The sequence below is a fragment of the Maccoyibacter intestinihominis genome, from assembly GCF_040096355.1.
GTDB lineage: Bacteria > Bacillota > Clostridia > Lachnospirales > Lachnospiraceae > Maccoyibacter > Maccoyibacter intestinihominis.
On sequence record NZ_JBBMEX010000008.1, the window covers coordinates 1 to 24,965 of the forward strand.

At 39.9% G+C, this 24,965-nt stretch carries 19 protein-coding genes; all 19 read left to right on the top strand.

The window, feature by feature from the left end; genetic code table 11:
• The first annotated feature begins 84 nt into the window (after positions 1 to 84).
• Positions 85 to 1,419, top strand: coding sequence for a YfhO family protein (locus tag WMO43_RS08595; RefSeq protein ID WP_353530912.1), 1,335 nt, complete (start codon positions 85 to 87; stop codon positions 1,417 to 1,419).
• On the top strand, positions 1,416 to 2,435 hold the full coding sequence (gene rfbB, locus WMO43_RS08600) for a dTDP-glucose 4,6-dehydratase (RefSeq protein WP_353530913.1): 1,020 nt from the start codon (positions 1,416 to 1,418) through the stop codon (positions 2,433 to 2,435). The genes WMO43_RS08595 and rfbB overlap by 4 nt, the downstream gene beginning before the upstream one ends.
• Before the next feature lie 44 nt (positions 2,436 to 2,479).
• Entirely contained in the window at positions 2,480 to 3,349 is an 870-nt protein-coding gene (gene rfbA / locus WMO43_RS08605; protein ID WP_353530914.1) for a glucose-1-phosphate thymidylyltransferase RfbA, read from the top strand.
• Entirely contained in the window at positions 3,350 to 4,744 is a 1,395-nt protein-coding gene (locus WMO43_RS08610; RefSeq protein ID WP_353530915.1) for an NDP-hexose 2,3-dehydratase family protein, read from the top strand.
• A 53-nt stretch (positions 4,745 to 4,797) separates the two neighbouring features.
• Positions 4,798 to 5,769: a Gfo/Idh/MocA family protein gene (locus WMO43_RS08615; protein WP_353530916.1), complete on the top strand. Its 972-nt coding sequence runs from the start codon at positions 4,798 to 4,800 to the stop codon at positions 5,767 to 5,769.
• A 2-nt stretch (positions 5,770 to 5,771) separates the two neighbouring features.
• Positions 5,772 to 6,974: a lipopolysaccharide biosynthesis protein gene (locus WMO43_RS08620; protein ID WP_353530917.1), complete on the top strand. Its 1,203-nt coding sequence runs from the start codon at positions 5,772 to 5,774 to the stop codon at positions 6,972 to 6,974.
• 92 nt (positions 6,975 to 7,066) lie between these two features.
• Complete coding sequence (locus tag WMO43_RS08625; protein ID WP_434784177.1) at positions 7,067 to 8,185, top strand: DegT/DnrJ/EryC1/StrS family aminotransferase; 1,119 nt, start codon at positions 7,067 to 7,069, stop codon at positions 8,183 to 8,185.
• Between the two features lie 20 nt (positions 8,186 to 8,205).
• Positions 8,206 to 9,402: an ATP-grasp domain-containing protein gene (locus WMO43_RS08630; RefSeq protein ID WP_353530919.1), complete on the top strand. Its 1,197-nt coding sequence runs from the start codon at positions 8,206 to 8,208 to the stop codon at positions 9,400 to 9,402.
• 20 nt (positions 9,403 to 9,422) lie between these two features.
• Complete coding sequence (locus WMO43_RS08635) at positions 9,423 to 10,358, top strand: glycosyltransferase family 2 protein (protein ID WP_353530921.1); 936 nt, start codon at positions 9,423 to 9,425, stop codon at positions 10,356 to 10,358.
• A 1-nt stretch (position 10,359) separates the two neighbouring features.
• On the top strand, positions 10,360 to 11,643 hold the full coding sequence (locus WMO43_RS08640; protein WP_353530922.1) for an ATP-grasp domain-containing protein: 1,284 nt from the start codon (positions 10,360 to 10,362) through the stop codon (positions 11,641 to 11,643).
• 11 nt (positions 11,644 to 11,654) lie between these two features.
• The gene (locus WMO43_RS08645; protein ID WP_353530923.1) at positions 11,655 to 12,491 is read left to right on the top strand and encodes a transketolase; all 837 of its coding nucleotides are present in this window, start codon (positions 11,655 to 11,657) and stop codon (positions 12,489 to 12,491) included.
• A gap of 1 nt (position 12,492) precedes the next feature.
• Positions 12,493 to 13,443: a transketolase family protein gene (locus WMO43_RS08650; protein ID WP_353530924.1), complete on the top strand. Its 951-nt coding sequence runs from the start codon at positions 12,493 to 12,495 to the stop codon at positions 13,441 to 13,443.
• Positions 13,444 to 13,445: 2 nt separating this feature from the next.
• Positions 13,446 to 14,300, top strand: coding sequence for an NAD(P)-dependent oxidoreductase (locus tag WMO43_RS08655; protein ID WP_353530925.1), 855 nt, complete (start codon positions 13,446 to 13,448; stop codon positions 14,298 to 14,300).
• Positions 14,301 to 14,483: 183 nt separating this feature from the next.
• A complete protein-coding gene (locus tag WMO43_RS08660) occupies positions 14,484 to 18,329 on the top strand; it encodes an N-acetylmuramoyl-L-alanine amidase (protein ID WP_353530926.1) in 3,846 nt (1,281 codons plus the stop codon).
• 18 nt (positions 18,330 to 18,347) lie between these two features.
• Positions 18,348 to 20,723 carry a lectin like domain-containing protein gene (locus WMO43_RS08665; protein WP_353530927.1) on the top strand — a complete coding sequence of 792 codons (2,376 nt, stop codon included), beginning with the start codon at positions 18,348 to 18,350 and terminating at the stop codon, positions 20,721 to 20,723.
• A gap of 99 nt (positions 20,724 to 20,822) precedes the next feature.
• The gene (locus WMO43_RS08670) at positions 20,823 to 22,025 is read left to right on the top strand and encodes a nucleotide sugar dehydrogenase (protein ID WP_353530928.1); all 1,203 of its coding nucleotides are present in this window, start codon (positions 20,823 to 20,825) and stop codon (positions 22,023 to 22,025) included.
• 21 nt (positions 22,026 to 22,046) lie between these two features.
• Positions 22,047 to 22,781: a glycosyltransferase gene (locus WMO43_RS08675; protein WP_177962734.1), complete on the top strand. Its 735-nt coding sequence runs from the start codon at positions 22,047 to 22,049 to the stop codon at positions 22,779 to 22,781.
• Positions 22,782 to 22,811: 30 nt separating this feature from the next.
• Entirely contained in the window at positions 22,812 to 23,882 is a 1,071-nt protein-coding gene (locus WMO43_RS08680; protein ID WP_177962735.1) for a mannose-1-phosphate guanylyltransferase, read from the top strand.
• Between the two features lie 48 nt (positions 23,883 to 23,930).
• Positions 23,931 to 24,962, top strand: a complete 1,032-nt coding sequence (gene gmd, locus WMO43_RS08685; protein WP_177962736.1) for a GDP-mannose 4,6-dehydratase — start codon at positions 23,931 to 23,933, stop codon at positions 24,960 to 24,962.
• Positions 24,963 to 24,965: the final 3 nt, after the last annotated feature.

A 24,965-nucleotide genomic window follows, 5' to 3' on the forward strand; every position in this document is an offset into this window, starting at 1 on the left:
AAAGAGTGGAGGGGCACAACATTTTTCATAACTTGTTTGTGCCTTGAGCGAAGCGAAAGGAATGATAAAAACTATGAAAATAAAATGGAAGAAGCAAATGCAGGTCTTCGTACAGGAAGCTATACATTTGACGGATATTTCAGCTATACTTATGGAAGCATCATGGATGCGGTACAGGAGTGGCAGATAAATAAAGGATATGCACCTTTTAATATCATGGATTTTGACAGCCGAACAACGCTTTATATGTTAGGAGGCGTAAAATATATTGCCAAATATGCAGATGGCGAAGAGAAAGAACCATGGGGTTACGAAGTAATAAAAGAGGAAACCGTGATACAGGGAGGAGAGGAGAAAAAAGTACAATTATTGAGAAATAAATACGAGCTCCCATTGATTTATTCCTATGCAAAAATTATTCCGGAGACCGATTACAAAAAGATGGCATCGTATGAAAAAGAAGAAGCGATGTTACAGGGATTGGTCATAGATAAAAAGAAAAGTAGTGATTTAGCCACAGTTACACCTGAATTTGATGACACAGTCATTTTGGATACAAAGGAAATAAAAAGACAAATTCAGGAGCAAACAGGTGATACAGGATTAGTAGAGTTAACGACCAAAGGAATAGAAAACAAACAGTCATCTACAACACTGACATTTGAAATTCCGGAAAAATATAAAAATTCCGAATTGTATCTGTGTGTGAAGGGAATCCGATATATTCCAAAGAATCCTGGTGTTTATAAAGATGTATTGCTGGGAGATCAGAGCAGCCGGTATGATGAACGTGTATTTGATGAACGGTATAGGAATTATGGAAGAGCAAATCCAACGGCCATACTGAGGGTAAAGTATGGAAGTAATGTAAAGAAAAGTATGATCTGGGGGGCGAACAGCCAGTATGATACCGGAGCCAGGGATATAGAAATTAACATGGGCTATTATGATAAGTCCCAAAAGAAGTTTTATCTGACATTAGAGGCTTTGGGGGAGTATCAGTTTTCTGAAATAGAAGTAGTGACACATTCTATGGACAATGTGGAAAAATATTATTCAGAAAGAAAGAAATATGCTGCTGAAAAGGTTCAAATCCGTGGAAATCAGGTTACCGGTGAAATTAAAGTAAAAGATAAGAGTATGGCATGTATAGCAATTCCTTATCATAAAGGTTGGAGTGCTACCGTGAATGGAAAAAAAGTCAATATTGTCAAAGCGAATGGAATGTATATGGCGGTACCATTGGAAGTAGGGTATAATAAGATTGTATTATCTTATACGATCCCGGGATTAAAGTATGGAATGATGATTTCAGGATTGGCACTGGTTGTATTGATTTTTTGGGAAAAAATCCGAAAATACAAAAGGAAACAAGTTCGAAAATATAAAAGAAAAAAAGTGAGGAAAAAAGTACGATGAAAATTATAGTTACAGGAGGAGCAGGGTTTATCGGAGGCAATTTTGTCCACTATATGTTAGACAGACATCCGGAGGATGAGATTATCTGCGTAGATTGTCTGACTTATGCAGGAAATATGGAGACCTTAGCTTCCGTTATGGACAATCCGAAATTTCAGTTTGAAAAGTTGGATATTACAGACCGAGAAGGAACCTACGGATTATTTGAAAGAGAACATCCGGACATTGTTGTGAATTTTGCGGCAGAGAGTCATGTGGACCGCTCCATTGAGAATCCGGAAATCTTTTTAAAGACCAATATTTTAGGTACACAGGTCTTATTAGATGCCTGCCGTAAATATGGGATCAAAAGATATCATCAGGTATCTACCGATGAAGTCTATGGGGATCTGCCGTTAGACAGACCGGATTTGTTCTTTACCGAGGAGACACCGATACATACTTCCAGCCCGTATTCTGCATCAAAGGCAAGCGCAGATCTGCTGGTACAGGCATATGGCAGAACCTATAAGCTGCCAATCAGTATTTCAAGATGTTCAAATAACTATGGACCATATCATTTTCCGGAAAAACTCATACCGCTGATGATCGCGAATGCGTTAAATGATAAGCCACTTCCGGTCTATGGGGAAGGAATCAATGTCAGAGACTGGCTCTATGTTGAAGACCACTGTGCTGCGATCGATCTGATCATCCGCAATGGAAAAGAAGGCGAGGTCTATAACGTTGGCGGACATAATGAAATGCGAAATATTGACATTGTCAAACTGATCGTCAAGCATTTAGGAAAATCCGAGGATCTGATCACGTTTGTTACGGACCGGGCAGGACATGATATGAGATATGCGATTGACCCGACAAAGATCCATCATGATTTAGGATGGCTTCCGCAGACAAAGTTTGAGGATGGCATTCAAAAGACAATTGACTGGTATTTAAATAACCGTGAGTGGTGGGAAAATATCATTAGCGGAGAGTATCAGCAATATTATGAAAAAATGTATGGAAACAGATAGAATATTTTAGTAGAATAGAGCGAAAAACACAGGAGGAAATCTATATGAAGGGAATTATATTAGCAGGAGGTTCCGGTACAAGACTGTATCCGATTACAAAAGTAGTATCTAAGCAATTACTGCCGATTTATGACAAACCAATGATATATTATCCGTTATCAACGTTGATGTTAGCAGGTATCCGGGATATTTTGATCATATCAACGGTACATGATCTTCCGAATTTTCAGAAGTTGTTAGGTGATGGAAGCGATTATGGTATTCAATTGACCTATGCCGTGCAGGATGCACCAAATGGATTAGCGGAGGCATTTATCATTGGGGAACGTTTTGTAGGGAAAGATAATGTGGCATTGATCTTAGGAGATAATATTTTCCATGCGAGAAACTTTTCCAGTGTGCTGAAGGAAGCTGCAAATTTAGAGAGTGGAGCAGTTGTCTTTGGTTATCCGGTAAAGAACCCAAAACAGTTCGGGATCGTTGAATTTGACAAGGATGGAAAGGTTCTTTCCATCGAGGAAAAGCCGGAAAATCCAAAGTCTAATTTTGCAGTTCCGGGGTTGTATTTCTACGATAATAAGGTAATAGAGATCGCTAAAAATGTGAAGCCGTCGGCAAGAGGGGAACTTGAGATCACAGCCGTTAATAATGAGTATTTAAGACGTGGCGAACTCAAGGTAAGGGAGCTTGGTCGAGGCGTGGCATGGTTAGATACCGGTACATATGACGGAATGAAAGAAGCTACGGATTTTGTGGCAATTATGCAGAAACGTCAGGGATACTATGTATCCAGTATTGAAGAGATTGCATACCGCAGAGGTTATATCAATAAGCAGCAGTTATATCGCCTTGCAGAACCGCTTCGTAAGACAGAGTACGGACAGTATCTGTTAAGAGTACCGGAGGAAAAATAAATGAATACAGTTGTAGATATCGTAAGATCATGGGCGGCATCAGACAGTTCAGTTAATCCCACAAAAGAAATATTAGAGTGGGTAGAACAGAGAAATGCAACCGTAAAGGTTCGTATTGATAAGACTGATTTTGAAAAGGATGGTTTTTGGTACTACAATGAGGAGGAAGGCTGTATCTGTAACAGGAATCACAGCTTTTTTTCCGTTTGTGGATATCAAAGAATCGAAGAAGGAAAAGTCATAATAGAACAGCCGATCATTATCCAGAATGAGATTGGTTATTTGGGTATTTTGTGTAAAAAAATAGACGGGGTTCTTCATTTTCTTATGCAGGCAAAAATAGAACCGGGAAATATCAATAAAATACAGATATCCCCTACTATTCAGGCGACAAAGAGCAATTTTACACAAAAACACGGAGGAGCCAAGCCACCATATTTAGACTATTTTATGAATGCAGAACAGTATCATATTGTAGTAGATCAGATACAATCGGAACAGTCATCCAGATTTTATAAAAAGCGGAATCGAAATATTTTAGTAGAATTGGGAGAAGATGTAGAGGTTGAAGTACTGCCAAGTCATAAATGGATGACATTAGGGCAGATCAAAGAATTGATGAAAATCGATAATCTTGTCAATATGGACACACGGACCGTACTTTCCTGTATTCCATATTCCACAGAGCAGCTGACAGCTTCAGAAAAAGCAGAGATCCGCTCCAGCTTTAAAGATGAGGCATTATATTGTTCCATGTTTGAGCCGTCAAGAGAAAATTTGATTCCAATCTTATATCGTTATATCAACAATTATAAAATGTTTGCAGAGGGAGAAACGAGACTGGTACCCTTGCATGAGTTAAAAGACTGGGAATTTACAGAGAATGAGATTCACTGTAAGCATGATTATGATTTTAAAGTGGTTTACTGTGATATTGAAATGGAAGGCCGGGAAGTAAAACAGTGGACACAGCCATTGTTTGAAGCTATTGGAATTGCTGTCTTTGGATTGTTTACCTGTGTAGAGAATGGGGTAAGAAAGTTCTTAGTACATGCAAAACCGGAAGTGGGCTGTCATGATTTTATAGAATTAGGACCAACCGTGCAGATGGAGCCATCTAACAAGAGTAATCGAAAGAATGAACTAGAAGAGTTCTTTTTTACAAAGTTAGAAGAGCAGCAAGGTATTAAAAAGAATGTTTTATTATCAGAAGAGGGCGGACGATTCTATCATGAGCAGAATCAGAATGTCATCATTGAAGTTGAAAAAGAAGAAACCGGTGTATTGCCGGAGGGATACTTCTGGGTTGATTACGCAACCTTAAATCGGATGGTGCAGATTAATAACTGTCTGAATATACAGTTGCGGAACCTGTTGTCGTTGCTGGATATATAGTTATGTGGATGGAAAATATACAGTATAGGAAATAGAGAAAGGAACAATAAGATATGATAAAAATAGGAATACTGGGCTGTGCAGAAATTGCATTTCGCAGATTTTTGCCGGCATTGATGGAGAACAAGGAATTTGAATGTGTCTGTATTGCAGAGGAGTATGATAAATCGAAATTAGAGCAGTTTGAAAAAGAGTTTGGAATTAAGAGTGCAGAGAATTTTCAGGCAATCATTGAGGATGAAAATATTGATGCTGTTTATATTCCGTTGCCACCGGCGTTGCATTTTCCTTATGCAAAAGCAGCATTAGAACATGGAAAACATGTATTTGTGGAAAAACCGTCTACGATCAGTTATGAACAAACGAGTGAACTGGTAGAAATTGCAAAGCAGAGAAACCTTGTATTACAGGAAAATTATATGTTCCAATATCATGCACAGATTGCAGAAATCCGGAAATTGTTAAAAGAGGGCTTGATAGGGGATATCCGTCTGATGAAAGCTTCTTTTGGATTCCCTCTTCGTGCAGCAAATGATTTCCGATATAATAAAGCTTTAGGAGGCGGAGCACTTTTAGATGCAGCAGGCTATGTGACCAAATTGGCGAGACTGATGCTTGGAAGCACGGTGAAAGTAGATACGGCAACTTTGAATGGATTAGAAGGCTATGAAGTAGACATGTATGGAAGTGCAACATATTCAAATGAAGAGGGTGATGTACTTCAAGGTTCTTTTAGTATGGACAGTTATTACCAGTGTTGTTTAGAAGTATGGGGAAATAAGGGAAAGGCCTTTACCAACCGTATTTTTACGGCACCTCCGGGATATACACCAATCTTAGAGTTAGAGACAAACGAGGGAAAACAGCAGATTGAGTTGCCGGAAGACGCACATTTTGCACATTCTATTGAAAAATTTGCAGAGGCATTTGGAAATGACACATTGCGGATGAAAATGTATGAGGATTTATTGATCCAGGCACGGATGGTAGAAGATATTCGAATGATAAGCGGAAGTAGGAAATAAACATGAAAAAGAAAAAAATTGCTGCAGATTTTCTATACTGTGTAGGTGCTGTGGGAATGATGAATGCCGTATTGCAGTTGATCGTATATCCGGTAATTAATAATCGTGTGGGTGAAAATGAGTTTGGAAATATGTTATTTTTGCTGGGGATTTTAAATATTTTAGCACCTTCTTTTGGACAGGGAACGGCAAATGCACGGTTGGTTATGCCGGAGCGTGAAACATTAAAAAACAAAGAGTATATTTTAACATTAGGGATTTTTTCAATTATCTCGGCGGTGATATCAGGAATCGTGGGAGCAGCCAGAATTTCAACAGCAGTCGGAATTGTGATGTTTGTATATATCATTGTGATGTCCATTTATCGTATGTATGCATGTGTAGAATACCGGTTATCCCTGGAATTTAAAAGGCAGTTTGTATTTTACCTTGCGTTATCAATCGGATATATATTGGGATTACTGATATTTTGGAAAAGCGAACAATGGTATTGGGTATTTATTCTAGGTGAAACAATTGCTGTTTTATATGTTTTCTTAACAGGAAATGTGCTGCGTCATCAGAGTGAAAAAACAGAAGAACGTTTTAGCGAGGTCTTTAAAAGTGCATTTGTTTTATCTGCGTCCTACCTATTGACAAACATCCTGCTGAATCTGGATCGGTTTATTCTTGCATATATGATCGACAGTGAAGCAGTTTCACAATATTATGTTTTGTCTCTATTGGGAAAGACAATGGCAATTATCAGTGGACCGGTCAACAGTATCCTGATCGGGTACATTACCAAAGGAAACCAGAAGATTAAGACAAAGAGTTATCTGAAAGGTGTGGGATTGCTGGTGGGTTTTGGACTGCTTGCGCTGGTAGCATGCAGTATAGTGACCCCGATCTATATTAAAATTTTATATCCGAATTTATATGAGGCAGTTGTTGATCTAAATGTTCTTGTAAATGTAGCTCAGATATTTTATTTCCTGACAAATGTATTACTGGTCATTATCCTGACAATGTGTGAGATCAGATGGCAGTTTGTGATACAGGTTGTATATGCAGTTATATTTGTGGGATCAGCGATTGTATTGACGGCACAAAAGGGATTATTAGGATTTTCGATTGCTGCCTGCATATCCAGTATACTTTACTTCTTGTTGACGACAATCGTGGGATTCGTGTTTGCGAAAAAGAATGGAAATCGTCAGAAATAGGGCATAGATGCTAAACTTGGAAAAATCTTGACGAATAAAGATGCATTGTCTATAATAAAAGAATATGTAAGGATTTATTTGTTGGATATAAAATTAGGAGCGAAAGTATTATGAATAAAGTGATTAATGTGGTGCGTGCGTCATTACCTCCATTTGAAGAATATGTAGAAGAGATTTCTGATATATGGGAGAGCAGATGGCTGACACATACGGGACCAAAACATCAGCAGTTAGAAAAAGACCTCGAAAGTTTTTTGGATACTCCGAATGTGGAATTGTTCTCTAATGGTCATATGGCATTGGAATTGGCATTAAGAGTTTTAAAAGTAAAAGGAGAAGTAATCACTACTCCTTTTACTTTTGCGTCTACAACACAGGCAATTGCAGATGTGGGATTAACACCTGTATTTTGTGATATCAATGAAACAGATTACACAATGGATGTAGATAAGATCGAAGATTTGATCACAGAAAAAACAGAAGCAATTGTACCGGTTCATGTTTATGGAAATATTTGCGACTACAAAAAGATCGAAGAGATTGCTGAAAAACATCATTTGAAGGTGATCTATGATGCAGCACATGCATTTGGTGAAACAATCGATGGAAAAAATGTTGCAAATCTGGGTGATGTTTCTATGTTCAGTTTTCATGCAACAAAAGTATTTAACACGGTAGAAGGGGGAGGACTTACATTTGCGGATGACGCATTGTGTAAAGAGTTTGCGGCAATCCGCCAGTTTGGTATGTATGGAAAAGAGGATGCTGAGATGCTTGGCACAAATGCAAAAATGACAGAGTTTCATGCGGCAATGGGACTGTGTAATTTACGACATGTGTTAGAGGAAATCAATAAGCGTAAAATGGCGTATGAACGTTATATAGAACGTTTAACAGGAGTGGAAGGAATCTACATATGTCCGCAAAAGGAAAATGTTTCCTATAATTATGCATATTTTCCGGTTCGTTTTAACGAAGAGATTTTCGGAAAATCAAGAGATCAGATGGCAAATGAATTGATACAGAATGGAATTGTACCAAGGAAATATTTTTATCCGTTAACATCAGATTTTACAATTATAAAAGAGAAGTTTGTGGTTCAGGATACACCGATTGCTGGTAAAATTGCAGATGAGATTTTGACACTTCCATTATATGCAGGCTTATCAGAGGAAGAAGTAGATCGGATTTGTGATATCGTAATGAAATAGGATTGGAGAGAGAAAAGAAGATGAAAAAGATACTTTTGCTTGGTGGAGCTAACACACAGATTCCGTCTATTTTAACAGCAAAAAAGATGGGATATTATACGATTACCTGTGATTATCTTCCGGATAATCCGGGGCATAAGTTTGCAGATGAGTATCACAATGTTAGTACAACAGATAAAGAGGCAGTTCTTGCATTGGCAAAAGAACTTCAGATTGATGGAATTCTTGCGTATGCTACAGATGTTGCGGCAGCAACAGCAGCATATGTTTCAGAGGCAATGGGATTTCCGACCAGTCCTTATAAGTCAGTAGACATTTTGACGAACAAGGATAAATTCAGAGCATTTTTAGAGGAAAATGGTTTTTGTACTCCTCGTGCCAGAGGATACAGTTCTGTTGAGGAAGCAAAGAAGGACTTAGAGAATTTCAAATTTCCGGTTATGGTAAAACCGGTGGATTCAGCGGGCAGCAAGGGCGTAGCACGGATGGATGATGCAGGTCAGTTAGAAGAGCTGGTGGAAAATGCCCTTCAGTATTCCAGATGTAAACGTTTTATTATTGAGGAATATGTTGAAAAATACAGATATCAAATTGCAGGCGATGGATTTTCTGTTGATGGAAAATTAGTTTTTCGTTGTTTTGCAAATGAGCATTTTAGTAATAAGGCAGCAAGCCCATATGTTCCGATCGGAGAGAGTTTTCCATATGATATGCCAAAAGAGGTGCATGAGAAAGTACATGCAGAAATTCAGAGGCTGCTCACATTATTAGACATGAAAACACAGGCATATAATTTTGATATCCGTATCGATAAGGATTATAATGTTTATCTCATGGAAGTCGGACCGCGTAACGGCGGTAATATGATCGCACAGGTAATAGAGAAAGCAACAGGTATACCATTTGTTGAATATATGTTAAAAGCAGCTATGGGTGAAGACTGTTCAGAGCTGAAAATGGTAGAGCCGGAAGGATTTTGGTCCTGCTATATCTTACATACATTAAAAGAAGGCAATTTTAAAAGAATCCAATATACGGATGAGATAAAGAAGAATATTGTGGAAGAACATATACATGTAAAGGAAGGGGAGAAACTGATCCCATTTACAGGTTCTAATGGTACGGTTGGTGTCCTCATTTTAAGATATGATTCTATGGAAGAAATGCTTCATAAGATGGACAATATGTATGATTATATTACAGTAGAGGTTGAGTAATTCTAGAATTGAGGAAAAGTATGAAATCATTATTTTCAGTCGTAATCCCAATTTATGGGAATGAAAAGAATCTTCCTATTACAGTTCCGTATATTATAGAACATTTGGAGTTGTTTGAGAATTATCGGGTAGAGGTTATCATGGTAAATGACGGCTCACCGGACAACTCATGGGAAGTTATGAAGAAGTATCAAAGTGAGTACCCGGATTTAATAAAGATAGCATCATTGAGCAGAAATTTTGGACAAATGGCATGTATCCATGCAGGAATGGATTTAGCAAAAGGAGATGTCATTGGAGTGATTTCGGCAGATATGCAGGAACCGTTTGAACTTTTTGCAGATATGCTGAAAGAGTGGGAAAAAGGATATAAAATTGTTGCAGGAGTTCGCTCAGGGAGAGATGAAAAAGGCATATATGCAACATGTGCATCCGCGTTCCATAACTTTATAAAGAAACATTTAAATCCTAATTATCCAGAAGGCGGTTCGGATTTCTTTCTTATGGATCGTTCCGTTGTAAGTGAGTATTTAAAGATTGATGTGCAATATACGGGCGGTCTGCTCATTAGATACTGGATGGGATATGAGCAGAAAGAAATTCCCTATGTGCGTAAGAAAAGAGAAGTTGGAAAATCAGGTTTTGGTTTTTTACGAAAGATTGGTATTGCAATGGAATTGATCGTTAGTAATTCCATTATACTGTTGAGAAAGCTATTAGCACTGGCAGTTATATTTGTCATTGCAGGTGGGGTATTAAGTATTATTTTAGCGATCAGAGGTCAGGCATTAGGGTTGATCCTATCATTTATGTTGCTTATGACGGGAATATTGTTGATAGGAAATTGCATCCTGGGCGAATATCTTTGGCGGAATTATGAGCTTTCTAAAGGAAGACCGCGTTATTTGCTGGATGAAGTGATTGATGAAATGCCGAAAAATGTGGAAGGAATATAACATGTTGGAATTGGAAGGAAAAAGATTATTAGTATTAGGCGGTACTGTCTCTACATACGATGTTGTATCTCATGCAAAGGAGTTGGGGGCTTATGTCATTGTTACGGATTATTTAGATGGTGGTGTGTCTAAGGAAATAGCAGATGAATCATATACAATTAGTACATCTGACTTAGATGCATTAGAGCAACTGGTTATCTCAAAACAGATTGATGGTATTTTTACAGGTTGCAGCGAGGTTAATATAAGATTTGTACAGGAACTTTGTGCACGCATGAAAATGCCGTTTTATGCGACACCGGAGCAGTTTGCAGTGTCAATGAATAAAAAGAGATTTAAAGAACAATGCAGAAAATGTGGTATTTCGGTTGCAGAGGAATATTTGGCACAAAACAAAGAAGATCTGGATAAAATCCGGGAATATCCTGTTATCATCAAACCGACAGACGGCTATGCAAGCAGAGGTATTTCCATATGTAATGACGTAGAAGAACTGAGAGAAGCATTTGAACATGCATTGCAATATTCTAAAACAGGAGAGGTTGTTGTAGAAAAATATATTCAGGGTTATGATGATATTTGTATGTATTATACAATACAGGATGGTAATGTGACATTATCTGCAATGACAGATCGTGATGTGAATACGCAACAGGAGGGGAAAGCACCACAGCCAAATGCATTGCTGTTCCCGTCCAGACATTTGGATTCCTACATGAAAAATCTGCATGAAAATGTAAAAGAATTTGCAAGATCTTTGCAGATGCAGAATGGAACAATGTTCATTCAGGCTTTTGTAAAAGGAGACGAGTTCATTGTTTTTGAAATGGGATATCGTCTGTGCGGTGCAAATGAATATGTGATCGTTTCAAAAGAAAATGAGATCAATACCCTGGATATGTATATTCAGATGGCACTTACGGGAAAATTCCAGGGTTGGGACAACACAAAATATGATAATCCATATTTTAAAAACAAATATTGTATTTTAATTCCATTGTTGAAATCAGGTAAGATAGCGTCATGTTCCTGTCTGGATACGATCCGGGAAATGCCGGAAGTAATCCATGTGGTACAATTTTATCAGGATGGTGAAGTGGTACCAGAAGAAACAATGGGTTCTCTGGTACAATCTTTAGCCAGAATTTATGTATACGCAGAGAACACGGAAAAATTGAAACAGGCAATCCATAAGGTGCAGGCTTGTTTGCATGTAGAAGATACGGATGGTAATCCTATGCTGTTACAGGGATTTGATGTAGATAGTTATAATTGGAATGATTAGGGAGAGGAACGATGAACTATTTTACAAACGACGACATTATGCGCCTGGAGAGTAAAGCGGCAAAAATAAGAAAAGAAGTTGTGAAGATGCTTTGTATGGCAAAAATGGGACATCCGGGTGGTTCGCTTTCAGAAGTAGAAATACTTACAACGTTATATTATCATATTCTCAACATAGACCCGAAGAACCCAACGGATCCACATCGCGACCGCTTTGTATTATCCAAAGGACATGGAAGTCCGACATTGTATACGATTCTTGCTGATCTGGGTTATTTTGATAAGAAAGAGTTAGAGACATTCCGACAGTTCGGCTCTTTATGTACAAGCTATCCGGATATGCGGACTCCTGGAATTGATATGGTGTCAGGTTCTCTTGGCAATGGACTTTCTACTGGAATTGGTATGGCACTGAATGCAAAGCGTAAAAAAGATACATATGATACCTATGTGGTACTGGGAGACGGAGAATTGCAGGAAGGTCTGGTATGGGAAGCAGCTATGGCAGCATCTTATCACAGACTGAGTAATCTGACAGCTATTGTAGATTGCAATGGACTGCAGATCAACGGTTGGGTCAATGATGTTATGACAATCGAACCATTGGCAGATAAATGGAAATCATTTGGCTGGTCAGTGATAGAAATTGACGGTCATGATATCAGAGAACTTTTAGTGGCATTTCATAGGGCAAAACAGATGAGAAATCCTACAGCGATCATAGCCTATACCGTAAAAGGCAAGGGGGTTGAATTTATGGAGGACGTTGCTTATTGGCACAGTCTTACACCAAATGCCGATCAGCCGATTGAGAAAATGCAAAAATACTTAGAAAGGGGTATCCTGTAGTATGATGCTGCCTACGAGAATTGTTTTTGGAAATGAGATTATAGAAATTGCAAAAGAGAATGAAGATTTTGTTGTTTTTAATGCAGATACAAAGACATGTCATTTAGAACATTTTGAGGAAAGTTTCCCGAATAGAGCTTATTCATTTGGAATTGCCGAACAAAATTTATTAGGAGCGGCAGCCGGTATGGCAAGCTGTGGAACAAAGGTCATAGTAGCAACTTATAGTGTGTTTTTATGCTTGCGCGCATGTGAACAGGTAAGAACCTATGTCTGCCAACCGCAATTTGATGTCATGATGCTTGGAACACATGCAGGTCTTTTGACAGGAACCGAGGGAGCGTCACACATAGCGGTAGAGGACTTAAGCATCATGCGTGCAATTCCGAACCTTACGATTATAGAACCTTCAGATGCAGTGTCTGCAAGAATTATGGCACGGGAGGCAATTAAATTTAAAGGACCTCTTTATGTAAGACTTCATTTTGCACCGGTGCCTGATGTGCATCAGGAAGAGGATTATCATTTTACAATAGGAAAAGCAAATGTAATGCGAAATGAAACAAATGCACAGGTAACATTCTTAGTAACGGGAATTTTATTAGGAAAGGTACTTGAAGCAGCAGAGCATTTACAGGAAGAGGGAATTGCAGCAGATGTTATAGAGTTTAATACGATCAAACCTTTGGATGAAGAGAGTATTATAGCAGCAGCTAAAAAGACAGGAGCCTTAGTTACCGTTGAGGACAATACCATTTTAGGTGGTTTTGGAGCAGCTGTGACAGAGGTACTTTCAGAGACAATCCCAACACCTGTAAAACGAATTGGAATATTGGACTCATTCGGAGAGTCCGGTGCACCGGAGGAATTATATCGAAAGAATAAGATGACGGTAGAAGATATGATGGAAGCTGCACGAATGGTGATCGCATTAAAGAAGGAACGTAGTTAGATATGAAACTTGGATTCTTAGGACTTGGCATGATGGGAATGCCGATTGTGGAAAATATCTTAGCAAAAGGAGAATCGGAATTATACTTTTTTGCACGCAGAGCGGAAGTTATCCAAAAAACAAATGCCTTGGGTGGAAAACAGGTAAAGTCGCTGAAAGAGTTAGGAAAAACATGTGACATCATTTTTGTATTGCTGGGAAATGGAGAGCAGTGCGTGGACTGTATTCTTGGAGACAATGGCATCTTATCAGAAATGGAACATGGAATGATCGTGATTTCCTCTACAATCGGTGTAAGGTTTATGGAGCATATCTATAAAAGTTGCAACGAAAAGGGAATCCATCTTATAGATGCACCTATTAGTGGTGGTACAGCAAAAGCCTCCAAGGGCACATTGACAATGATGCTTTCAGGCGAGGAAGACGCAATAGCAGTGCTAAGACCATATCTTCAAGTCTTTTGCGAAAATTTATATGTAGTCGGGAATACGCCGGGAGATGCACAGAAGGTTAAACTATTGAATCAGTTATTAGTCGGCATCCATATGCAGGCAACAGCCGAGGCGTTTACCGTTGCAAAAAACATTGGCGTAGATTTAAAGATGGTATATGATGTGATATGTAAAAGTGCCGGTGCATCTAAAATGTTTGAAACAAGATTTTTAAGTTTAATGGAAGAAGATTACCATGTCAGAGGAAGTGTGGATATTATTAAGAAAGACCTTTCATTATGTGAGGAAATGGCAGATACTCCGTTAGTATTGGGAAAAGCAGCAAAAGAAATATTTGAAAACACTTCTGAAAAATATGATGGAAATGAAGATATGTGTGCGATAGTAAAAATGTATGAATCATAGATAGTTGTGTAGAAAAGTTTAAAGTATCATGGATGGGGAAAGAAGGCGTATTGCAAAGCATTTGCACTACGCCTTCTTTTTACGGTAATTTCTTACAAATTTCTTAATAATATTTACTTTTTATGTAAAAAAAAGTAAAATATAGCATAAGAGATTTTAAAGCTTATAAAGGAGAAGTGGAAAATGCGAATGAAGAGATTTTTAGCAGGATTTCTGTGTCTTTGCATGGTTGGAACCATGGACATGCCTTATGTGCAGGCAGCAGCCGTGGCAGCCAAATCAGAGCCTGTTGCACAGGAAAGCGCAAAACAGGATGCTGAGGATGCAAAGCCGAGTGAAGATGTGGAAAACCAGGACAATGACCAGCGATCAGAAGCTGCAAAACAAACAGAGGTTGTCACAGACACCCAGGCAGCAGAACAGGCAGAGAGTGCAGGAAGCACAGAGAACAAGACAGAGCAGACTGCACTGTTGAATTATGCACTCATCGATCAGCCGACAGTTGAGATGCCGGGAACACAGAACGTACTTTTAAGTATCGGAGATGAGCATACAGTCATCGAAAAGGCAGTGTTGGATTATGTCAACGAGACAACAGGAAAGGCATATCAGGTACAGGCAGCTACGATCAGTCAGGATGCGATGCTGTTTACGATGGAGTTTCCGGAAGGTTCCGAGGCAGGAGCTTACCGTCTGGTAGGAGTAACCTATCAGATCAATGGAACAGAGCAGACCTTACTGTTTCAGGATGCCGGAATGGATATGCGTTTTGGTGTTAATACAACAGTAGAAAACAATCCGGACAGCGTAGTAGTCGAAGAGCCATCAGCCAATGTGGATGTAGTGACCATGGATGAGAATGGAAATACAGAGTCAGCAGAGAGCATCGGAGATGCAATTCAGAATGCACAGTTAGAGACACCTGCAACCAACAGCAGTGATGAGGTTGCAGCAATGGGTGCAGGAAAAAATATTGTAGTAGTATTAGATCCGGGACATGATGATACACATGCCGGAGCAAGAAGAAACGGTTTAGAAGAAGAAGACTTAACATTAAAAATTGCTCAGTACTGTAAAGCAGAGCTCAGTCAGTATCAGGGAGTAACCGTATACATGACGCGTGAGAGCGGTGCCTGTGCAAATGGTGGTGGAGCCGTTACTTCTACAGAATGTAATGCAAAAAGAGTAGAGTATGCACAGAGTGTTGGAGCAAATGTCTATGTCAGCATGCACATCAATGCAGGTGGCGGAAATGGTGCGGAAATTTTCTACCCGAACCAGAATTACCGTTCAGATCTTGGAACAACAGGACATGATCTTGCACAGCAGATCTTAAATAAGATTTTAGAACTTGGAATCGGTGAGCATGGTCAGGGATTAAAGATTCGTAATTCCGAAGACAATACACTTTATCCGGATGGAAGCCTTGCAGATTATTTAGGTGTCATCAGAAGAAGTAAATTAGCTGGAATACCGGCAATTTTAATTGAGCATGCATACATAGATACTTCAGATGCAAACTATCTGAACAGTGATGAGAAATTACGGAGATTCGGTGTTGCAGATGCAACCGGAATCGCGAACTATTATGGACTTAGCAAAAATACGACAACACCGGTTATTACAAGCATACGTCCAAAAGGAGCAAACGTGCTTCGGATCAACTGGCGTGCCAATGATTCACAGGGATATGAAGTATACCGAAGCACACGTCAGGATGGCGGGTACAAGAAAGTGGCAACCGTAACCGGTAAGACATATTCAGACCCGAACCGTATTGAAGGAAAGACCTATTATTATAAAGTCCGTTCTATTTTAGCGGCAAATCAGTATAGTAACTACAGTGACGTGAAAACCGGAGTGCCGTTAGGAAACGTCAAAGCATTATATGTAAAATCCAGAACTTCCGGAGGCGTTACGGTAAAATGGGAAAAAGCAGCTGGTGCAACAAAGTATACTGTAACGAGAAAACAGTCCGGAGCAGCAAGCTATCAGCAGATCGGAACAACAGGGGATAAAGATTACTTTGTAGATACAACTGCACAAGCAGGAGTGAAGTATTCCTATAAAATAAAACCGGTGAATGCACTGGGATATGGCGGATATGGCAATGCAGTATCCGGTGTCTCCATGAAACAGCCAACCATCAGTTATGTAAAATCCGTAAAAGCAGGACAACTGAAAGTGGCATGGAAGTCTGTGACAGGTGCAGGATATTATCAGGTATACCGCAGTACAAGCAAAAACGGCACTTATAAGAAAATAAAAGAAACAACATCGTTATCCTATACAGATAAAAATCGTACAGAGGGTAAGAAATATTATTATAAAGTCCGTGCAGTGAAGAAAGTAGCAGATAAAGTTTACAGTTATAGTACCTACAGCAGTCAGAAGAGTGCAAGAAATTTAAAGACACCCGTGATTAGTTCCGTGACATCCTATAGCGGAGAAAAGCTGAAAGTAAAATGGGGCAAGGTAACTGGTGCAAGCTATTATCAGCTCTATCGCAGTACCTCTAAGAATGGTACCTACAGCTATGTTGCTACCGTAAAGGGAAAAGAATATACTGACAGTTCTCTTAAGACAGGAAAAAGCTATTATTATAAGGTGCGTGCAGTGAATAAGACAGGACGTGTAAAAGGATACAGCTCCTACTCAAAGGTAGTATCCGGAAGTACACTTCAGACTGCATCCATTAATAAGGTGTATTCTTACACCAGTACACAGATAAAATTACAGATAAAAACCGTAAAAGGTGCATCCGGTTATCAGATATACCGTAGCACATCTAAAAATGGTAACTATCAGAAAGTGGCAGAGACATCCTCTGCCACTTATCTGGATAAGAAGCGTTCTGCCGGAAAGACTTACTATTATAAGGTTCGGGCAATAAAAAAGCAGAAGAGCGGAACAGGATATGGTTCCTTTTCAGGAATTAAGTCCTGTCGTGCATTAAAGAAATCAGGTATTACTTCTGTTCGTTCTGCTTCCAGTACCAAGTTAGAGATTCAGTGGAATGCAGTGAACGGAGCAAATCGATACGAACTTTACCGGAGTACGAAAAAGAACGGTTCCTATAAAAAAATCAAAAGTACATCGGCAACCAGCTATACAGATACCAATCGTACCGAGGGAAAAACCTACTATTACAAAGTGCGCGCTTATCAGTTATCAGGTACAGTAAGCGGCAAAAGTTCTCTAAGCAGTGTGAAGTCAGGAAAAACCTTAAAGAAGGTTCAGGGTGCAATGGCAGTCATAGAAGGCGATAAAGCACTCGTAAGATGGTGTGGTGTCAGCGGAGCAACACAGTATCAGATTAAAAGAAGTACCGCAAAAAACAGTGGTTATCAGGTTGTGGCAACCGTAAGCGGAACACAATACAGGGATAGTAAGGTATCTTCCGTAGGAACAACCTATTACTATCAGATCCGTGCGATCAAGACATCGGGAAATGGTAAAAACTATGGTTCCTATTCCGACGTAGCAACTTTGAGTATGGGTTATAAGATCATGGGAGCCTCTACCGTAAATGCAGCACAGATGGCAGCATATTACCGTAGCTCAGGAAAAACATTCCCGGCAGACATCTATGCTTCTAAAGGGGCAGCCAATATTGATGAATTTTGTAAGATCGTCGTGGAAGAAGCAACCGCCGAAGGAGTGCGTGCCGAAGTACTGTTTGCACAGATCTGCTTAGAAACAGGATTTTTACAGTTTGGTGGCGATGTGCAGGCAACACAGTGTAACTTTGGAGGACTTGGAGCAACCGGTGGCGGAGTTGCAGGAAATGTATTTCCGGATGTAAGAACAGGAATCCGTGCGCAGGTACAGCACCTGAAGGCCTATGCAAGCACAGAACCGTTAAAACAGACTTGTGTGGATGAGCGTTTTAAATATGTAGCAAGAGGCTGTGCACCGTATGTAGAGTGGTTGGGAATTCCGGATAATCCAACAGGAAAAGGCTGGGCAGCAGCTCAGGGTTACGGATACAACCTGCTTAGAATAATAGGACTCATGAAAAAATATTAAACAGACAAGGGGCCGTATATGATAAAAAGGATTTCAGCAGTATTTTTAATAACAGCCATGATCATTGGATTGTGTCCCCAGACTGTTTATGCTGAGAACGAAACAGGACAGGCAGAGAACAGTCAACAGACAGCAGAACAGGGAGAGGGGTATCATTTTGTGGACTTGGAGCTGCCAAAGACAGCCGGAACACAGTCAAAAGCAGGAGTACGGGCATATGGTGCCGGCATTCCTGAAAAGTATGATGCCAGAAGCCTGATCGGAACTGTCAGAAAACAGGGCGGTTATCAGACCTGCTGGTCCTTTGCGGCTTTAGCATCGGCAGAAGCATCCTTAATTACAAAAGGCTATGCTACCAATGCATTAGATTTATCAGAATATCAGCTTGCATACTTTTTCTATCACCATGTGACAGACCCGCTTGGAAATACAGAAGGTGATGCAACAAGGCCATTGACAAAAGATTTTGCAAATCAGGGCGGTAATTCCATGTTTACCACCTGGGCACTTGCCGGCTGGCAGGGAGCAGCTTTAGAAAGTGCGCTGCCATATGATACGTTAAGTACAACGGCACAGTTACCGGATTCACTGGCATATGGACAGGATTGGGCACATATGCAGAATGCATACTGGATCAGTTCGAGTGATATGGAATCCATCAAACAGATGGTCATGCAATATGGGGCAGTAAATATCGGATATCAGGAAAGTGGCGGCTATCGAAACGCAACCTATAATTCATATTATAATCCAAGTGGAACAGGCAGCGGTCATGCAGTCACCATTGTCGGCTGGGATGATGCCTTTTCAAAAGAACATTTCAATCAGACCCCCAAAGAGGACGGTGCATGGCTGATCCGCAACAGTTGGGGAACTGATTCGGGAGAAAACGGATATTTCTGGATGTCCTATGAAGATGCATCCATATCTTCTCAGGCATTTGTATTTGATTTTGAAAGAGCGGATAATTACAGTTATAATTATCAGTATGATGGTGGAAACGGAATCTCAAGGATCAAGATCAATAACAATGGCATGGCGGGTGACATATTCAAAGTTTATGGAAGCTCACCACAGATACTTTCGGCAGTATCGTTAGGAATATATGATACCAATGTAAAATACAAATTATCCATATATAAAGACCCGGATGCAGGCAATCCGACCAGCGGCACACTTGCAGCAACTCAGAGCGGAACAATGCCGGGATATGCAGGATATTATACGATTCCATTAGAAAAACAGATTATTTTATATCCGGGACATACTTTTTCCGTGGTATATCAGTTAGAAAATCCGTCGGGAAATGAAGTGACGATTTTTGTAGACACTTCTTATACAAATGGCGGCTGGATTTCCTTTAAGAGCAGTACGGCAGCAGGACAGAGCCTGCTCAAAATGAGCAGCACATCCGGCTGGTATGACCTGCATACAAACACAACTCCGATGTGTGCAAGGATCAAGGCATTTACAAAGACCACTGCCTGCCTGCATACGGATCAGGAAACTTCCGTTACAAAGGCAGATGCATCGAAGGGCACGGATGGAAGCATCACCACCAAATGTAAGGATTGTAATATCACTTTGAGTAAGAGCAACATTTCAGCACCGAATAAGATCGTATTAGGAAATGACTCCTATACCTATGATGGAAAAACGAAAGAACCATCGGTAAAGGTATATGATAAAACCGGAAAAGTGATTTCGGCGGCAAATTATACGATAAGCCGGAGTTCCGGCAGAAAAGAGCCGGGAACCTATACCGTAAAAGTGACATTTAAAGGAAATTACAGTGGCACTTTGAGTTCCTCTTTTAAGATTCAATTAGGTAAGGTAAAGGGGTTAAAAAATGGTACATTAAAAACAGATTCCGTTCAGATCAAGTGGAACAAACTGACCGGAGCAACGAATTATCAGATATACCGATATGATTCCGCAAAGAAAAAATATGTCAAACTTAAGACAGTATCATCCGGTAAGAGTTCTTATACCGATAAAAAACGTGAGGCGGCAAGGGCATATAAGTATAAAATCCGTGCATACCGGAGTACAGGAGGTAAGACCTCATACAGCAGCTATTCGGATGTCCTTTATACGGCAGCAAAGCCGAAAAAAGTCAGTGCTCTGACTGCAAAAAAGAAAACAAAAAACAGTGTAAAGCTGACATGGAAAAAGACAACGCGGGCAGACGGATATCAGATATATCGTTATAATTCCACAAAAAAGAAGTGGGAAAAGGTAACGACCATCAAAAAAGGTACTACGGTAACTTATACGAATAAGAAACTGAAATCTAAGAAAACTTATCAATATAAAGTCCGTGCATACAGACAGAATGGCAATACAACGGCTTACGGTTCTTATTCTGACATTTTAAAGGTCAGGACAAAGTAAGGAACTGTTAGACATTACCAATATTTTGTGTTACAATTAATTAGTTATTATGAACACACTAGGTAAAATAGATAAAAATAGTAATGTGAGGAAAATAATATGAAGATTGCAGTAGCAGGAACAGGATATGTGGGATTGTCAATTTCCGTATTACTGGCACAGCATAATGATGTATATGCCGTAGATATTATACCGGAAAAAGTGGCAATGATTAATAATAAGAAGTCTCCGATCGTAGACAAGGAGATTGAAGAATATTTAGCGGAAAAAGAACTTTCCCTGACAGCAACCCTGGATGCAAAAGAAGCGTATACAGATGCAGAGTTTGTAGTGATAGCAACACCGACAAATTATGATGAGAAGAAAAATTATTTTGATACCAGTTCCGTAGAGCAGGTCATTGAAACCGTTATGGACATCAATCCAAATGCGATCATGGTCATCAAATCTACAGTTCCGGTAGGATATACAAAAAATGTGCGTGCAAAATTCAACTGTGAGAACATCATTTTTGCACCGGAATTTTTAAGAGAAGGACGGGCACTTTATGACAACCTTTATCCGTCCAGAATTATTGTGGGTGCACCACAGGATGATGAAAGACTCTGTAAGGCAGCAGGAAAATTCGCAGATTTAATCGCAGAAGGTGCGATCAAAAAAGACATTCCGATGCTGTTTACGGATACGACAGAGGCAGAGGCGGTAAAATTATTTGCGAATACTTATTTAGCACTGCGCGTAAGCTTTTTCAATGAGTTAGATACTTATGCAGAGGTGCATGGTCTCAATACCAAACAGATCATTGACGGTGTGGGACTTGACCCAAGAATCGGTTCTCATTACAACAATCCGTCCTTTGGTTACGGTGGATACTGTCTGCCAAAAGACACCAAACAGTTATTGGCAAATTATCAGGACGTGCCGGAGAACATCATTGAGGCGATCGTAGATGCCAACCGTACCAGAAAAGATTTTGTGGCAGAGAGAATTTTAGAAAAAGCAGGATTTCCGGAAAAATCCGATGTCAAAGTCGGTGTATACCGTCTGACCATGAAATCCAATTCCGACAACTTCCGTCAGTCATCCATACAGGGTGTTATGAAACGTATCAAAGCAAAAGGTGTAGAAGTTGTAGTATACGAGCCGACACTGAACGAAGAGAAATTCTACGGAAGCCGTGTGACACATGATTTAGATGCATTTAAGCAGGAATGTGATGTCATCGTGGCAAACCGTTTTACAGATGAGTTAGAAGATGTATTTGAAAAAGTCTACACCAGAGACTTATATATGAGAGATTAAAAGGAGAAATGGAGAAGAATTATGTCGACCAGCGTGGTGTTATTGGCGTATAAAGAAGCCGAGAATCTGAAAATTTTATTGCCACAGATTCATAAAGTGATGGAGAAATTAAAGGACGATTACGAAGTCATAGTAATTGATTCTGCGAAACCATTAGACAACACCAAGGAGGTATGTGAGAAAAATAATACTCTGTATTATCCGCAGGAAGAGCCGGGATATGCAGGAGCGTTCCGTACCGGTATCAAGTATGTAACCAAAAAACGAATGTTAGTATTAGATGCCGATGGTTCTCACAATCCGAAAAATATTGCAGATATCAGCAGAATGTTTGATAGAGGAGGTTATGACATTGTCATAGGTTCGAGATATACGAAAGGCGGAGTGTCCAATGACTCAAAGACTTCCTATATCATGTCAAAGATTCTCAATACGACCATGCGTCTTTGTCTGGGAATCCGGGCAAAAGACATTTCCACAAGTTACCGGATGTATGATGCAAAGCAGATCAAAGCGGTAACACTGACACGCAATAATTACGATGTGCTGCAGGAGGTTATCCTGCGGATGAAGATCAATAAGCGTGAGCAGGGAAAGAAATTAAATATAGGCGAGACACCGATCACATTTAACAAGCGGATGTACGGGGAATCCAAACGTCAGCTTTTGAAATTTATCAGAGGTTATATCGTTACGTTGTTTATGCTGATCCGCATAAATCTGGTATCCTTATTAAAAAGATCAAAAAAGAAATAATTCTAAAAATACAAACAGGAGGACTGATGCATGAAAAAGACAGCCTTGATCATGGCAGGAGGAAGAGGAGAACGTTTCTGGCCAAGAAGCAGAAAGCACATGCCGAAACAGTTTTTATCTCTGACAGATGATGGAAAGACAATGATACAGCTTACGGTAGAGAGAATCCGTCCGCTGGTAGAATTAGAAGATATCTATATTGCAACAAACAAAGATTACAAACCGCTCGTATTAGAACAGCTTCCGGGAATTCCGGAGGAGAACATCCTCTGCGAACCGATCGGAAGAAATACGGCACCTTGTATCGGTTTAGGAGCAATACACATAGCAAAAAAATATGAGGATGCACTGATGATGGTATTGCCATCAGACCATCTGATCAAATACAATACCATGTTTGTCAACACACTGTCTGAAGGTTGCGCAGTAGCAGAAAAGGGTGCCAATCTGGTAACGATCGGAATTACCCCGGACTATCCGGAGACCGGTTACGGCTACATCAAGTTCAATTCTGATAAAACAGACGGTCAGGCATATGAAGTAGAACGCTTTGTAGAAAAACCGAGTTTAGAGGTTGCAAAAGAATACTTAGCAACAGAGGAATACCTCTGGAACAGTGGAATGTTTGTCTGGAAGATCTCCACGATCTTGGATAATCTGAAAAAATATATGGGTTCTACCTATGAGGGACTGATGAAGATCAAAGATGCCATCGGAACACCGGAAGAAGATATTGTACTTGAAAATATTTTCCCGACTTTCCAGTCAGAGTCCATCGACTATGGCATTATGGAAAAGGCATCCAATATCTATATTCTGCCGGGAGTGTTCGGATGGGACGATGTCGGCTCCTGGTTAGCGGTTGGAAGAATCAAAAAATCCAACGAAAACGGAAATGTAGTAAATGGTAATATTATTACCATAAACAGTAAGAATAATATTATAGAGGGAAGTCAGAAGCTGATCGCCACGGTTGGAATCGAAGACCTGATCATCGTAGATACAGAGGATGCAACCCTGATCTGCAACAAAAACAGTGCCGGAGATATCAAAAAGGTACTCGAAAACTTAAAGATCTGCAATCGTGATGAGTATATCTAAATACGAAAAGTAAAAAGCTTCAAAGGAAGAAAAATAAGGAGAATAAACATGAAAAACGCATTAATTACAGGAATCACAGGACAGGATGGTTCATACTTAGCAGAACTGTTATTAGAAAAGGGCTACAATGTATACGGCATCATGAGAAGAAAGAGTGTCGTAGATTACGGAAATGTAGACCATATCAAAGATAAGATCAACTTTATCTATGCAGATATGACAGACCCGATCTCATTGATTTCTGCAATGAAGATTTCTCAGGCAGATGAAGTATACAACTTAGCAGCGCAGTCATTTGTTGCGACTTCCTGGGATACACCGATCGGAACAGCAGAGATTGATGCATTAGGTGTTACCAATATGTTAGAAGCGATCCGTACCGTAAAACCAAGCTGCCGTTTCTATCAGGCATCTACTTCCGAAATGTTTGGAAAAGTACAGGAGATCCCACAGAAAGAGACCACACCGTTCTATCCGAGAAGTCCATACGGAGTAGCAAAACTTTACGGACACTGGATCACAAAGAACTATCGTGAAAGCTACGGACTGTATGCATGCAGCGGAATCTTATTCAATCACGAGAGTGAGAGAAGAGGAAAAGAGTTTGTAACCCGTAAGATCACAGATGCAGTAGCAAGAATTAAGCATGGTGTACAGGATCATTTAGAGCTTGGAAACATGGATGCAAAGCGTGACTGGGGTCATTCAAAAGATTACGTCAGAGCAATGTGGTTAATGCTTCAGCAGGAAGAGGCAGATGATTATGTGATCGCAACCAACGAGACACGAACCGTCCGTGAATTTGTAGAGACAGCATTTGCACAGGCAGGAATCGAGATCGCATGGGAAGGAAGCGGCGTAGACGAGATCGGAAAAGACAAAGCAACCGGAAAAGTTTTAGTCAAAGTAAATCCAAAATTCTTCCGTCCGGCAGAGGTAGAGCTTTTGATCGGAGATCCGAAAAAAGCAGAGACAACACTTGGCTGGAAACGTGAGATCGCATTTCCGGAATTAGTAGAGCGTATGGTAAAGAACGATATGGCTCTTGTAGAAGAAGAAATTAAAATCCAGAATATTTAATAG

Bases quoted from the DNA above. Each gene is read 5' to 3' on its own strand.
- WMO43_RS08595 (WP_353530912.1), top strand. From the start codon at position 85: ATGGAAGAAGCAAATGCAGGTCTTCGTACAGGAAGCTATACATTTGAC.
- rfbB (WP_353530913.1), top strand. From the start codon at position 1,416: ATGAAAATTATAGTTACAGGAGGAGCAGGGTTTATCGGAGGCAATTTT.
- rfbA (WP_353530914.1), top strand. From the start codon at position 2,480: ATGAAGGGAATTATATTAGCAGGAGGTTCCGGTACAAGACTGTATCCG.
- WMO43_RS08610 (WP_353530915.1), top strand. From the start codon at position 3,350: ATGAATACAGTTGTAGATATCGTAAGATCATGGGCGGCATCAGACAGT.
- WMO43_RS08615 (WP_353530916.1), top strand. From the start codon at position 4,798: ATGATAAAAATAGGAATACTGGGCTGTGCAGAAATTGCATTTCGCAGA.
- WMO43_RS08620 (WP_353530917.1), top strand. From the start codon at position 5,772: ATGAAAAAGAAAAAAATTGCTGCAGATTTTCTATACTGTGTAGGTGCT.
- WMO43_RS08630 (WP_353530919.1), top strand. From the start codon at position 8,206: ATGAAAAAGATACTTTTGCTTGGTGGAGCTAACACACAGATTCCGTCT.
- WMO43_RS08635 (WP_353530921.1), top strand. From the start codon at position 9,423: ATGAAATCATTATTTTCAGTCGTAATCCCAATTTATGGGAATGAAAAG.
- WMO43_RS08640 (WP_353530922.1), top strand. From the start codon at position 10,360: ATGTTGGAATTGGAAGGAAAAAGATTATTAGTATTAGGCGGTACTGTC.
- WMO43_RS08645 (WP_353530923.1), top strand. From the start codon at position 11,655: ATGAACTATTTTACAAACGACGACATTATGCGCCTGGAGAGTAAAGCG.
- WMO43_RS08650 (WP_353530924.1), top strand. From the start codon at position 12,493: ATGATGCTGCCTACGAGAATTGTTTTTGGAAATGAGATTATAGAAATT.
- WMO43_RS08655 (WP_353530925.1), top strand. From the start codon at position 13,446: ATGAAACTTGGATTCTTAGGACTTGGCATGATGGGAATGCCGATTGTG.
- WMO43_RS08660 (WP_353530926.1), top strand. From the start codon at position 14,484: ATGCGAATGAAGAGATTTTTAGCAGGATTTCTGTGTCTTTGCATGGTT.
- WMO43_RS08665 (WP_353530927.1), top strand. From the start codon at position 18,348: ATGATAAAAAGGATTTCAGCAGTATTTTTAATAACAGCCATGATCATT.
- WMO43_RS08670 (WP_353530928.1), top strand. From the start codon at position 20,823: ATGAAGATTGCAGTAGCAGGAACAGGATATGTGGGATTGTCAATTTCC.
- WMO43_RS08675 (WP_177962734.1), top strand. From the start codon at position 22,047: ATGTCGACCAGCGTGGTGTTATTGGCGTATAAAGAAGCCGAGAATCTG.
- WMO43_RS08680 (WP_177962735.1), top strand. From the start codon at position 22,812: ATGAAAAAGACAGCCTTGATCATGGCAGGAGGAAGAGGAGAACGTTTC.
- gmd (WP_177962736.1), top strand. From the start codon at position 23,931: ATGAAAAACGCATTAATTACAGGAATCACAGGACAGGATGGTTCATAC.